The following is an 11,628-nucleotide window of genomic DNA, read 5'->3' as shown; positions in this document are numbered from 1 at the left end:
TTTCTAGTGCTCCGAGCCGGTTGTCTCCGTCCTTCACTTACGGCGTCCCACTTCCACCAACGAGCGACGTCGCTGACCTCGTAGTGTTGACTGCGTTCGCGAGGATCTGCATGGAAGTACGACCGCCCTGCGGTAGGCCTGGGCGTCCACCTGGGCCACCCCTCGGGGCGGTGCCACCTATTGTCTCTATCCAGGCACGCCGGCGCCGTGGTTTCTCGGACCGACGCGCCCTTCCGTCCAGGCGAGGCCGTGGCGTCGGAGCCAGGTGCAGGCAGCCTCCAGACCACCGGCCTCGGCCACTGTCAGAAGCTCCGTCTCTCGATGGGTGCGGCGCAGCCAGTTCCAGGCGTCGGCCGCCAGAGCGAGGCGGACGTCAGCTTCCTCGTCTTCGGCCGCGATCTCCTCGTCGGTCGCCTCGCGACCGAGGCCAGCGAAGGTGCGGAGGTCGCGGCGGCCGGTGGACCAGGTCAGCTGACGACGACCGTCGCTCGCGGCCTCCCACTCCCACCATCGTGCCATCGCAGCGGCCTCATAGGTGTCGACAGCGTCAGCGAGGAGCTGCATCGGAGTGCGTCCGCCGTGGGACTTGGTGTCCTTCCGATGCCCCGAGGTGACCTCGTGGGCCATTTTGGTGAAGTAGTCGGCCAGGTCGCCGTCGCCGAGCTGGGCGCGGCGCAGGTCCCAGCCGTGCTCGACGGAGGCGGAGAAGCCGCGCCGATCGAGGGCACGGCGCCAGCGGCCGAACATTCGAGCACCGATGCTGGCGGCGACGATCTCGGCGGAGACCTGTTCGGCGAAGCAGAGCAGGACGTGGATGTGCACGTGCCATCCGTTGCGCTCGCTCCACGTGGCCTCGACGGCGCGAGACCAACCCAACAGACCGCCGAACAGCCCGGCATCCTTCTGCCAGGCGGCTCCGGATGTGACTGCGGACCAGGCGTAGCCCAGGACGTCCCAGCAGCCTTCGCGGGCCTTGATGGAGTCGAGTTCGATCTCCTCGGCCTCGGCGGCGCGCTCGTCGACGTCCCAGCCGTTGGCCTCGGCGACCTGGCGATCCGCGCGGCGCTCCTCGAGCTGATTGCGGCGAGTCCGATCCTCCCGCGACAGCCCAAGCCGATCGCGGCGGTCGTGGCGCATCGTCAGCGTCAGCATGAACGCCGACCCGCCGGCCTCATCGACCGCGCGCATCACCGTCGCCAGGTCGTCGGCGCGGCGGGTGGCGATCTTGGCGGCGCACACCGGGCACACCCACACCGACCCGCACGTGGTCAGCCCGCCGTAGGCCGCCGAGCGGGAGCCGTCCGGGTTGGTGATCACCCCGAGCGTCGGCCCAGACCCTGAGGTGGCCACGGCGTGCCCGCAGGTGCGGCAGCGCTTGAGGCTGCTTAGCTTGCGAAGCTGACGGCGGCGGGACCATCGCTGATCCCGGCCCGACCGTGCCGCCGCGATGCGCTCTGGACAGTGGGGGCGGCTGCCCTCGCGGCGCCGGCGGTCCGGGTGAAGACTTGTTGCCCCTTTACCGAGAACCCGCCCGCTCACCGGACACCACCAGCGGTCAGAGCCGGCGCTGGCGCGCCGGCGTGGCCCGGCCCTGCGGGGCCACGCCTCCCCGCACCCCCAATGACTGCGTCGGGGGCGGGGCGGCGGACCCGGGCGGGCCAGGCCACCACGACGACGACAGCGACGACCTGGACCACGGCGGACGCCGGGAGCAGGACAAGGCTCGGCCTCCGGCGGCCAGGCGCTCCGCCCTGGACCAGGGCACCGACCTCAGGAGAGCCCACGAGTGCGACGAGCTCCGGCGGATGGTGGTGGTCGGGGCGGGGCCTCTCCCACGACGGCGCGCCCGAGGGCTGCCAGACCGCCCGCACAGCTGCAAGCGCCACCACGAGCCACAGCCGGCGGTCCACGACGGCAGGGGCGCTTGCACCCGCACGGGCGGCCCGGCAGGGCAGAGCCCGCGCCGCCGAGGGAGAGACCCCGGAGCCGCTCCGTGCGCGAATAGTCGGAGCGGTCGCTGTTTGAAGCGGCGTTGGCGTCGGGCAGCCAGGTTGCGCTGGTTCACCAGCGCAGCCAGTCGGGACGGCTTCGTGCGCGGCGACCACGGTTGTTGCGGCGGGGTCGTCGCCGACGTTCACCGGTCGGTCGGGCTGCGTAGGCCGCGGCGTGTCGCGTGCACGGTTCGCTAAGCAGCTAGAGAACACCAGCCGTGATCGGAGTTGGGGCGCGGTGTCTTGTCGGGTGCGAGTCCGGTGGTCCCGGTCTTCGACCGCATGCGGAACGATGCTCGCCACGACCGGCGCGACCGGATCGACAGCCCTCTCCGTGACCGATGATGCGCGATCGTGACCCCGTGCCCACTGGTGAGTGACCTGAGCCAGGCAGACGCTGAGGACCCACAATCTGAGCGGGGGCCGCTCGTGTTCGCCGAGACGCCACGCACGATCCTTCTGGTCGGCGCTCTGGGCGCCCCCGAGATAATGAGTATCGCCAACTACTGCGACCAGCTCCACCGTGGCGGCCAGGCCGCGCTGCACCTGAACATGGCCGGCGTGACCGACTGCCACCGGGCTGGCCTCGACGGGCTGCAGGCCCTTGCCGCCGGGCCGTCCACCATGACGATCTCCATCAGCGGTGCGCGCTGGGGCCAGTTCATGGTTCTCCTCAGCCGGGCACCCATGCTTGAGGTCCAGGACCTGTGCGACTCCGTCCGCGCGCTCATCCGTGGCGCGCCACCATCCATCGCGGGCGCTACCGGCGAGCCAAAGCTCGCCTAACCTGCCTCTGGGCCAGGCCACGCACCTGATGTCGAACGCGCACAGCGACGCGACCTCGCGGGATTGAGCGGCTCGAGCCGCGAACTCGGAGGTCGAGGGCCCCGTCCGGCCAACTCGGCACTCGGCGGTATGAGCGTGCGGGCGACGGGGACATCCTTGCCCATACCCGTAGACCCTGAAGGTTCGGGAGCGGATAGGCGCCGGGGCTCGGTCCGAGACGAGGGGCGCCCCGGCGCCGGCCACTACGGGTGGAAGCTGAACCGCCCGGCCCGCATCACCGTCAGCTGCGCTGGGTCGCGTGAAAACGCCGCCCGAACCCAGGACTCGTGGACGGCGCCTTGGCGAGCTCCGCCACACGTCACGCACTGCAGGCGTGCGCGCCTGATCCTGAGCCGGCCTGCGCTGCGGCACCGCCCGGCACCGTACGGAGGCGTCCGTGAGCCTTAGGGCGGGGACCACGGAACCACGACGGAACAGAATCGCGATCATGAGCGCCGCGAGGAGCTGTCTTGCCAGGTTGGAGCACTGCGAACCAAGATCGCCCGAGGTCCTGCGCAAGGACCTCCGCGCTCGGGAGAACGCTCCGGCCTAGGGGTCGCTGACCCGCTGTTGACGGCGCGGTCTCCTGATCGGCCCGCATGCGCCAGTGACGCGACGCCGTTGATGGGCCAAGGCCTTCGTTATGGGTCCGTTGACCTGTGACGATGCTCTGGAATAGTGCTGTGGCAGACGTTCAGAGGGCGCGCTGATCGCGGGGGCGGCTGGGGGGCGGGGCGGCCTCGTGCTCCGCTACTCCTCGGCGCGCGAGGCCGTCACCGGCCGCACCGTGAGCGCCCGCGAGCTCGGGTGTCCGCACGGCGAGCGAGACACCGCAACGACGAACCGGAACGGTGGCGGCCGACGTGCGCGTGACGCCGAATCTCGACACGACAGCTCTCGATGTCGATCTGGCCCGACTCCACGTGGCCAGCCGAGCTGTGCTCGACTGGGCCGGCGACCTCCCGGACGGCGCCCTCCACGGCGCCCAGCTCGAGCAGGTGCTCCACCACGCTCGCGTCCTGGTCGACATGCGAGGGGTGGAAGCCTCGCCGTTCGCGGCGGTTCGAGCCCATGCGTTGAACGTGCGCAACGGATTGGTCTGGCTCGCGAGCGAGCGTTCACTGACCCTGGCGGTGTGGTTCGACGACGCGCTCGGTCTGGCGTCCTCCCCGGGGCGTCCGGTCTCGATCGACCCCGCCGAAGACGAATGATCCCCGCCCCGACGCCACCTCAGCGTGTACACAGGCCCGACGTGGCGGCCGGGCGCTCCGCCCTGGGGCGAGGACCGAACCTCGAGTGGGCCCCACCGCGTCGGTCGGGTGAGGGTCTCTTCGCTGCGTGAGAGTGGGCAGCCTGAGCTGACCGGTCCACCTCGAGCGCCGGCTCCTGGATCAGCCAGCAGCCCGCCACCTCGGGGAGATGCCGATGCGACGGAATCCAGGACAGCTCAGCGCCGGCGCGGCCTTCTCCCACGCGGCCGAAGCGACCGCTGCCGCCCGTGCAGCCCGGCTGCGCAGCAGCGCGATCAGGCTCGAACAACAGCTCGCGGCACGACCACGCAGACCTGTCGATCTCGACTCCGAGACGGAGGCCCTCCTCCGAGCGCGCCTCACGAAGCCGGGATACGCCTCGGCAGGCAGGACCCGGTGACGGCGTGCGGTGTCCGCAGGCCTCGGGCACAGGGCGCGCAGACACGCTGGAACACCGATCCGTCCGGGACGATCATCACCGTCCGATTCCTCAGCTCGGCCCGCCGCGAGTCCTGATCGCCCGAGGGGTTCGCACAGACCACCGGGCGAGGTCGGTGCACTTGTCCGATGGGCTGGTCGACGTCTGCCCGTTGAAAGCCCCGTGGCCGGTCCGGTACTCATAGCCACGCGGGCTCCCTGCAGTCGACTCAGCGGCTGGCTCGGAGGACTGGACGAGCACTCCTGAGGAGCAGCCATGACGCTGCCGGATGCCAACGATCAGTTCACCGCTCCAGCCGACGTGTACCGGGCCGAAGGTGCCTTGATCGAGAGGCTCGGCCTGGACGCCGACGCGGCCGGGCGGATGCTGCGGAGGGAAGCAGCGCTGCGAGCGATCGACATCGTGGACGTCGCCCGTGAGGTGCTCACGCGGGAACGCTCGTCCGTCGACGGAGTCGCCGACCCATGGGGAAGCTGTTAGATCTGACCCGATCTGACGGCGAATGCTGACAGCAGTACTGCGGCAGTCGGAGACGTGCGCAACCGGCCTCCTGTCCTCGGCCGAGGGAGAGCCCCCGAGTCTTTGCCGGTGACGTCGGGCGTGCTCGTCTTTCGCGCCATGGGCCGGTCGGGCAGCATCAGAGTCGCGGTTCACCACGGTGCCGACTCCTGCCGAAGCCAGCCGTTCGCGAAGGTGAGACGAGCCGCCCTGATGGCGCACCAGATGCCCGAACACCTGCAGCGCGTCCTGTGTCGTGCCAGTGCAGCGGTCGACCACGCTGACGTGGTGGCGGAGCGGGCGTTCCACATCGCGATCGAGGCAAGACTCCACCAGGTCGACCGTTCGCCGCTCGAGATCGACCCGGAGACGGACCGGCGACTCCGCGCCTGTCTGACTCACTGATCGAGTTCTCGCCTGCGTTCGCACGAGCCGTTCACGGGAGGCAGCTGCCGTGTCCAGCCGGCCGCCGGCCGGGCGGGCCCTGCGCGACGACCGGAGCCCACCGCGACCGATGCTGGCGAAGCCGTCGCCGTCTGCGCGAACCTGTGAAAACCGGGCGGGAGCCCGGTTTCGAGCAGGAAGGAGCAAGGAGGTGGTGACGTTGGAGGACGACTTCGGCGCCGAAGCCGTCTCACGGGTGTCAGCGCGCGTTGCCCAATCCCAGTACCTCTGCGACGTCGCGATGAGGCTGCTCGAGACCACGGAGCAGAGGTTGAGCCGCCGACGGCTTGCCGACGGTGCGGGCCTCGCCGAGGCACCGCGCCCGCGTCGACCTCTGCGGTCGGAGGAGCCGGCCGACCACGCCGACCGGGCTCGTACGCCAGCCCATCGGACGGCACGGAACCGCGACGGAACAACGGCCGACCGCTGATCAGGAACAAACGGTGTCCTCGCAGGTGAGGAACCTGTAGCGGTCTCCGGCGCCAGGTCCTGCGGGAGGACCGCCGCGCCCGGGAGAACGCCTCGGCCTGAGCGGACGGCGCGCCACAGCGGCCAGGAGCGCCCGCCCTGCACCGCCCATCTCCCTCGACGCGTGTGTTGACGGCGCACCCCCGTCGGGCACCCTGGCCGCACCGGTCGACCGCACGCGCGGGACCCAGTCCGACTCCTCACCGGTCCGAGGTGGACACGATGGACGACCCGGTCCTCGCACGGGTCGGGCACGCGCTCGACCGTGCCCGCCAGATGGTGGACGACGCGACCCGGGCCCGGGAGCGGTCGCGGGAGAGGCGTCGGGTGTGGCGGCTGCGACGGACGCTGGTGCTCGGGCGTCCGCCTCGGGAGGAGCTGACCGGCGCCGCCGGCTCCGCGGAATGGCCGCAGGACGTCGGCGCGGCGAGTGGTCACCACCGCCCGCAGGTCGACCCCGCGACCGACGCCGTGCTGCAGGACCACCTCGGGGCACGTCCGGCGGAGGGCGGACGGTCCTGATGGGGCCCGACGGCGACCTCGTGGGTGCCCTCGCCGACGACCCGCCGGCGCCCGGCGCGCCCACCGCGCTGTCGGCGTGGCTGCGGGACCAGGACCTCGAGACCCTTGCGGAGATCGCCCGCGACGCCCGCCGTTCCGGCGGTTCCTTCGGCCGGCATCTCCGCTCCGGGGAGACGGCACATCCCTGCCCACGCTGTACCGGGACCGAACACCATGACCGCTTGACGAACGTCTGAGGTACGAGGGACGGTGTGACCGAGCCGCGACGCTGCGCCTCGCGGCTCGGCGCGGCCGTTCGCGGTCGTCCGCCCGGACCCCGCCGGCCACCCCTCCCCCCATGTGGTCGGCGGGGCCTCGGGTGGGCCTCGCACGGGTCCGCGCCGGGTCCCGGGTCGCTCGTACCGTGGGGGCGTGGACCGCGGTGAGGAGCGCAGTGCGCCGGGCGTGACCGCCGTCGTGACGGGTGCGGCGGCGGTCGCGGTCCTGGGCGTCGCGGCCGCGATGCTCCTGGCGGGGACGACCGCGCTCGCCGCGGTGCTGACCCTGCTGCTCGTCGGCGTGCAGGGCGGGCTGCTGCTCGCCCGCCCGCACGGCGCCCGACGGACGCGGCAGTTCCTGCTGGCCGGCTCGGCGCAGGCGGGCCTGACCCACCTCGTGGCCGGGGAGCCGACCGTCGCCTCCGCGCTGGTCTACCTCGGGGTGGGCGTGGTGTTCGCGGCGATCGTCGTCGCGGGTCTCGCGCTCTGGCCGCCGGCCGCCGACCCCGAGCCGGTGGAGCGCCGCGGCGACACGGCGCCGCTGCCGGTGGTGGACCGCGACTGAGCCCGCCTCAGCGGTGGGCCGCCCCCGCCGTCTCGTACTCGTCGTGGCGGCGCCACCAGACGTACGGGTCGGACTGCGGCGTCCCGGCCGGCGCGTCCTCCCAGGTCTCCTGGCGGCCGAACGGCACGAGGTCGAGGAAGGACCACACGCTGCCCAGCGCCTCGGTGCCCCGACCCTCGATCATGTACGCGCGGTAGACGTCGTCGCCGTCGCGGAGGAAGACGTTGAGGGCGAAGCCGTCGCCGAGGCCCAGGTCGGCGTAGAGGTCGCTGCCGGCCGACGAGTACCAGGGTGTCGTCCAGCCCATCCGCTGGCGGTAGGGCAGCGTCTCCTCCAGCGGGCCGGAGCTGATCACGGCGCGCGTGACGTCGCGGGCGTGGAGGTGCGCGGGGTGCCCGAACTGGTCGACGAACAGCGAGCAGCCCTCGCAGGGGCTCGCCGGGTCGTGCCACATGAACTTGTAGGCGACGAGCTGGTGGCGCCCCTCGAAGACGTCGACCAGCCGCACCGGGCCGTCGGGACCCTGGAGCACGTAGTCCTTCTCCAGCTTGACCATCGGCATGCGGCGCCGGGCCGCGGCGAGCGCGTCGCGCGCGCGGGTGAGCTCCTTCTCGCGCACGAGCATCTCCCGGTGGGCCTGCTCCCACTCGGCGGCGGAGACGACGGGGCGCGCGCTGAGGTCCATGCGCCGATCCTAGAAGAGGACTATGTAGTTCTGTCAAGGGATTCGAGTCGGCGCTGTCGGGGTCCCCGGCTACCGTCATGCCCATGAGCGCGACGGGGGAGGACCAGGAGCAGGACCAGGGGCTCGGTCTCGACGAGGTGCTGCTGGCCCTGCGGCGCGACCTCGTCGCCGCCCGCGGGCGCCGCGGCGAGGGCTACGGGCTCGGGGTGCGCGAGGTCGAGATCGAGCTCGCCGTCGAGGTCCGGCGGCGTCGCGAGGCCGAGGGCTCCGTGGGCGCGAAGTGGTTCGTGCTGTCCGGCGACGTGTCCGGACGCGGCGAGCGCGAGCGGTCCGACACCCACCGCATCCGGCTCACCCTCGGGCCCGTGCTGCCCGACGCCGAGGAGCGCGACCGCGCCGGCGGCACCGTCGACGCCGAGACGGGCGGGGAGACCGCGGCGGGCGTGGTCGGGCCGGCGATCGCCGGGTCGCTGCCGGAGGACGCGCCCTGACCCACGCGCCCCGGTCCGTGCCGTGACTCAGCGGTGCCCGGCGCGCCCGGTGCGGTAGTGCCCGGGGTCGCGCAGCTGCAGGTCGCGTCGGGTGCCGTGGTCGGGCCCGATGCGGTGGGCGAGGCGCCCGCCGTGCAGGGCGACCAGGCCCTCCTGCAGGGGCTCGTGGTGGGTGGACGCCGTGGCGTCGACGAGGGCCTCGCCCACGACGTCGGGCCGGCCCGCCCGCCGGGCCGCGCGGTCGACGGCCTCGACGACCCACAGGTGCTCGGGCAGGGCGGCGAGGCGGTAGAGGTCCGCGAGTGCCGGGTCGACGCCGCGGTCGAGCAGGCCCTCGAGGAAGTCGTCGGTGCGCACGACGTAGGTGCGGAAGGTCAGCTCGCCGGCCGCGGCGGCCCGGGCCACCGGCTCGTCGTCGCCCGCCCGGCGCAGGTAGCCCGCGAACCACAGGCGCCCGGCGGCCTCGGCGCGCTCGGCGGTCACGTGGATCGCGGGCAGCAGCGGCAGGATCGCCGTCTGCCAGGGGCGGTGCGCGTCCTCGGGCTCGGCGAAGGGGTCGGCGACCTCGAGGTACGGGCCGCGCGCGTCGTCGTGGCGCCACAGCGTCACCCGGCGGTCGTCGTCCGGGTCGCGCCGGTACCCGACGACCACCCACGCGTGGCTCGCGGAGATGACGATCGGCGGGAGCTGGCTGTTGACGTAGCGGCAGAGCACCGCGCGCAGCGAGAGCCGCCCGGCCTGCGGGTCGGCGCGCCCGCCCGGTGCGGCCTGGGCGGGCGGGGTGACGGCGTCGGCGGCGGCGTCCTCGTCGCGCGTCGCGGGCAGGTGCATCAGCCCCGGCGACAGCCCGAGACGCGTGGCGCCGGCGAGCATCTGCTGCACCGAGAGGCCCTCGCTGGGGATCTGCCGGCCGACGATCACTCCGCCGAGCGCGGCGTCGTGCACCTCGGCGGTGAGCCGGCGTGGCAGGCCGTGGGCGAGGTGCGCGTGGCGCAGCACCATCCACAGCGTCGCGTGCGCGCAGCGCAGGTACTCGGCGTCCTGGCTGGTGAACGGCATCGCTGTGATCCACAGCGGGCGCCCGAACAGCGACACGCGCTCGGTGGCCTCGCACCGCACGGCGTCGGCGAGACCGGGCGGCGGCGCGATCATGGTGCGCCCGACGGGCGTCGAGGGCAGCGGCCGGAGCACGACGTAGCCGCGGTAGGCCTCGGGGCGCAGGCGGGAGAGGTCGTCGGGGACGTCGTCGGTGAACAGGTGCCAGCGGTGGCACACCGAGGGGCGGCGGCGGAACAGCTGCCCGTGGAAGGCGCCGTGCTCGCTGCGCCAGTCGTGGTCGAGGTGGCGCTGCTCGACGACGACGCTCCGCACCCCGTGCTCGCGGGCCAGCTCGACGACCCGCTCGAGCGGGCGGCTCCCCGCCCCGCCGGCGTAGAAGTCGAGGAGCTCCTCCCACACCCCGGGCACGGTGACGTCGTAGACCGCGCCGGCGGCGTCGTCGGGCGACCACGAGAGGAAGGACCAGGTCATGCCAACGTCCGGTCCTGCGCATCTCCTCGGCGCGACCGGTCAGTGCAGGCGGACGCCCTCGGTGTCGACCTCGGCGCGCAGCTCGGCGTCGCGGACGCGCGCGAGGTCGGCGCGGTAGCGCTGCTGGAGGGCCGGGTCGTCGAGGTGGAGCCGGGCGGCGAGGTCGCCCGCCGGCTCACCGGGCTCGACGATGCGTCGCCGTCCCGTCCGGGCCGGCCCGTCGTCCGTACCACGCGCCATGGCGTCTCCCGGGTGGTGTGCTCTCCATCCAGGCTACCGGCGCGCGGCCACCGGGGCGACGGGTCGACCTCGGACACGGCGTCACCGTAGCCGCGGCCCCCGACAGTGCCGGGTCACGCGCCGAGCGCGGCGTCCAGCGTGATGGTGGTGCCCGCGAGCGCCTTCGAGACCGGGCATGTCTTCTCGGCGGTGGACGCGAGCTCCTGGAACCTCGCCTCGTCGACACCGTCGACGTCGGCGCGCAGCGTCACGGCGATGCCGCTGATCTCGAAGCCGCCGCCCTTGGCCGGCGACAGCGTCACCTCGGCGCTGACGTCGATGGCCTTCGCGGTCAGGCCCTCGCCGCCGAGCACGCCGGAGAGGTTCATGGCCAGGCATGACGAGTGCGCCGCGGCGATGAGCTCCTCGGGGCTCGTCTGGCCGTTGGGGTCCTCGGCGCGGGTCGGGAACGAGACGTTGAACTGGCCCGCGTTGGACGAGTCGAGCGTCACCTGGCCCTTGCCGTCCTGGAGGCCGCCCTCCCAGTGCGTGGTCGCGTCGCGGCTCGGCATCGTCGTCTCCTGTCAGCTCGGGTGGATCAGCCGGCGGACGACCCGCCGTCGACGCCGCGGAAGGCGGCGGTCGAGGCGGTGATCGTCCGGAGGAGCACGATGAGGTCCCGGCGGGCCCGGTCGTCCAGACCGAGCGCGCACCCGATCGTCCGCGGGACGTGCGTGACGCGGCCCCGCAGCGCGCGGCCGTCGTCGGTGAGGTGCACCGTGACGGTCCGCTCGTCGCGGGGATCGCGACGACGTTCGATCAACCCGGCAGCCTCCAGCCGCTTGAGCAGCGGCGAGACGGTGCCGTAGTCGAGCGCGAGCGCGGCACCGACGTCCCGGACCGCCCGCGGCTCGGACTCCCAGAGGGTCAGGAGGACGAGGTACTGCGGGTAGGTCAGGCCCAGCTCGGCGAGCAGGGGCCGGTAGACGTCGGTGACCGCGCGGGACGCCGAGTAGAGCGCGAAACAGGCCTGCTCGGAGAGCAGCAGGTCGTCCGTCGCCCCCTCGTCCGTGCTCACGTTCAGAAGCTAGCGCACGATCTCATCGTGCACAATCTATCGGCGAGCGCGCTTCCGGCCCGTGACGCGGTTGTAGATGATCAGCAGGATGATCGCGAAGATCACGGAGCCGATCCAGCCGAGCGGGTTGGAGAGCTCGATGCGGCCGCTGAAGAGCGAGAACACGAGCCCGCCGACGACCGAGCCGAGGATGCCGAGCCCGATCGTCGGGAGGATGCCGATGTCGTCCTTGCCGGGGACCAGGGCCCGCGCGATGAAGCCGACGATCAGTCCGAAGACGATCCAGCCGAGGATGGTGAGGATCATGGGTCCTGCTCCGTTCGAGGGTGACGTGCCGTGCAGCCGCCACGTTCCCGCGGATCACGG

At 72.8% G+C, this 11,628-nt stretch carries 14 protein-coding genes; 7 read left to right on the top strand and 7 right to left on the bottom strand.

Annotated elements, in window-relative coordinates; genetic code table 11:
• Positions 1–186: 186 nt before the first annotated feature.
• Positions 187–1,317: a rep family protein gene (locus PH190_RS28770; RefSeq protein WP_274234973.1), complete on the bottom strand. Its 1,131-nt coding sequence runs from the start codon at positions 1,315–1,317 to the stop codon at positions 187–189.
• A gap of 1,103 nt (positions 1,318–2,420) precedes the next feature.
• Between PH190_RS28770 and PH190_RS28765 the strand changes: the two genes are divergently transcribed.
• The 6 genes from PH190_RS28765 (at position 2,421) to PH190_RS28740 (ending at position 7,259) form a co-directional block, all read left to right on the top strand.
• On the top strand, positions 2,421–2,777 hold the full coding sequence (locus PH190_RS28765) for a hypothetical protein (protein ID WP_274234972.1): 357 nt from the start codon (positions 2,421–2,423) through the stop codon (positions 2,775–2,777).
• Positions 2,778–3,667: 890 nt separating this feature from the next.
• A complete protein-coding gene (locus tag PH190_RS28760) occupies positions 3,668–4,027 on the top strand; it encodes a hypothetical protein (protein WP_274234971.1) in 360 nt (119 codons plus the stop codon).
• A 733-nt stretch (positions 4,028–4,760) separates the two neighbouring features.
• Positions 4,761–4,985 carry an ANTAR domain-containing protein gene (locus PH190_RS28755; protein WP_274234970.1) on the top strand — a complete coding sequence of 75 codons (225 nt, stop codon included), beginning with the start codon at positions 4,761–4,763 and terminating at the stop codon, positions 4,983–4,985.
• 108 nt (positions 4,986–5,093) lie between these two features.
• Positions 5,094–5,408, top strand: coding sequence for a hypothetical protein (locus tag PH190_RS28750; RefSeq protein WP_274234969.1), 315 nt, complete (start codon positions 5,094–5,096; stop codon positions 5,406–5,408).
• 729 nt (positions 5,409–6,137) lie between these two features.
• The gene (locus PH190_RS28745; protein ID WP_274234968.1) at positions 6,138–6,437 is read left to right on the top strand and encodes a hypothetical protein; all 300 of its coding nucleotides are present in this window, start codon (positions 6,138–6,140) and stop codon (positions 6,435–6,437) included.
• Between the two features lie 411 nt (positions 6,438–6,848).
• Positions 6,849–7,259, top strand: a complete 411-nt coding sequence (locus PH190_RS28740) for a hypothetical protein (RefSeq protein WP_274234967.1) — start codon at positions 6,849–6,851, stop codon at positions 7,257–7,259.
• Positions 7,260–7,266: 7 nt separating this feature from the next.
• Here the strand turns inward: PH190_RS28740 and PH190_RS28735 are convergent, their stop codons facing one another.
• The gene (locus PH190_RS28735; protein ID WP_274234966.1) at positions 7,267–7,944 is read right to left on the bottom strand and encodes a DUF899 domain-containing protein; all 678 of its coding nucleotides are present in this window, start codon (positions 7,942–7,944) and stop codon (positions 7,267–7,269) included.
• Positions 7,945–8,027: 83 nt separating this feature from the next.
• On the opposite strand from PH190_RS28735, the gene PH190_RS28730 reads away from it, so the two are divergent.
• A complete protein-coding gene (locus PH190_RS28730; RefSeq protein ID WP_274234965.1) occupies positions 8,028–8,435 on the top strand; it encodes a trypco2 family protein in 408 nt (135 codons plus the stop codon).
• 27 nt (positions 8,436–8,462) lie between these two features.
• Here PH190_RS28730 and PH190_RS28725 read toward each other — a convergent pair whose 3' ends face one another.
• The 5 genes from PH190_RS28725 to PH190_RS28705 form a co-directional block, all read right to left on the bottom strand.
• Positions 8,463–9,965, bottom strand: a complete 1,503-nt coding sequence (locus PH190_RS28725) for a hypothetical protein (RefSeq protein WP_274234964.1) — start codon at positions 9,963–9,965, stop codon at positions 8,463–8,465.
• Between the two features lie 39 nt (positions 9,966–10,004).
• Positions 10,005–10,205 (bottom strand): hypothetical protein, encoded by a 201-nt coding sequence (locus PH190_RS28720; protein ID WP_274200442.1) that lies wholly within the window; start codon positions 10,203–10,205, stop codon positions 10,005–10,007.
• A gap of 113 nt (positions 10,206–10,318) precedes the next feature.
• Complete coding sequence (locus PH190_RS28715) at positions 10,319–10,756, bottom strand: OsmC family peroxiredoxin (RefSeq protein ID WP_274234963.1); 438 nt, start codon at positions 10,754–10,756, stop codon at positions 10,319–10,321.
• 26 nt (positions 10,757–10,782) lie between these two features.
• Positions 10,783–11,262 carry a MarR family winged helix-turn-helix transcriptional regulator gene (locus PH190_RS28710; protein WP_274234962.1) on the bottom strand — a complete coding sequence of 160 codons (480 nt, stop codon included), beginning with the start codon at positions 11,260–11,262 and terminating at the stop codon, positions 10,783–10,785.
• Positions 11,263–11,298: 36 nt separating this feature from the next.
• A complete protein-coding gene (locus PH190_RS28705) occupies positions 11,299–11,568 on the bottom strand; it encodes a GlsB/YeaQ/YmgE family stress response membrane protein (RefSeq protein ID WP_274234961.1) in 270 nt (89 codons plus the stop codon).
• Between the last annotated feature and the right edge of the window lie 60 nt (positions 11,569–11,628).

This window comes from Actinomycetospora straminea (assembly GCF_028737255.1).
Classification (GTDB): Bacteria; Actinomycetota; Actinomycetes; order Mycobacteriales; family Pseudonocardiaceae; genus Actinomycetospora; species Actinomycetospora straminea.
This window is presented reverse-complemented; position numbering and strand designations above follow the sequence as displayed.

Coding starts and splice junctions, on each gene's coding strand:
- PH190_RS28725 (WP_274234964.1), bottom strand. CDS start 9,965: ATGACCTGGTCCTTCCTCTCGTGGTCGCCCGACGACGCCGCCGGCGCG.
- PH190_RS28730 (WP_274234965.1), top strand. CDS start 8,028: ATGAGCGCGACGGGGGAGGACCAGGAGCAGGACCAGGGGCTCGGTCTC.
- PH190_RS28755 (WP_274234970.1), top strand. CDS start 4,761: ATGACGCTGCCGGATGCCAACGATCAGTTCACCGCTCCAGCCGACGTG.
- PH190_RS28735 (WP_274234966.1), bottom strand. CDS start 7,944: ATGGACCTCAGCGCGCGCCCCGTCGTCTCCGCCGCCGAGTGGGAGCAG.
- PH190_RS28745 (WP_274234968.1), top strand. CDS start 6,138: ATGGACGACCCGGTCCTCGCACGGGTCGGGCACGCGCTCGACCGTGCC.
- PH190_RS28720 (WP_274200442.1), bottom strand. CDS start 10,205: ATGGCGCGTGGTACGGACGACGGGCCGGCCCGGACGGGACGGCGACGC.
- PH190_RS28715 (WP_274234963.1), bottom strand. CDS start 10,756: ATGCCGAGCCGCGACGCGACCACGCACTGGGAGGGCGGCCTCCAGGAC.
- PH190_RS28705 (WP_274234961.1), bottom strand. CDS start 11,568: ATGATCCTCACCATCCTCGGCTGGATCGTCTTCGGACTGATCGTCGGC.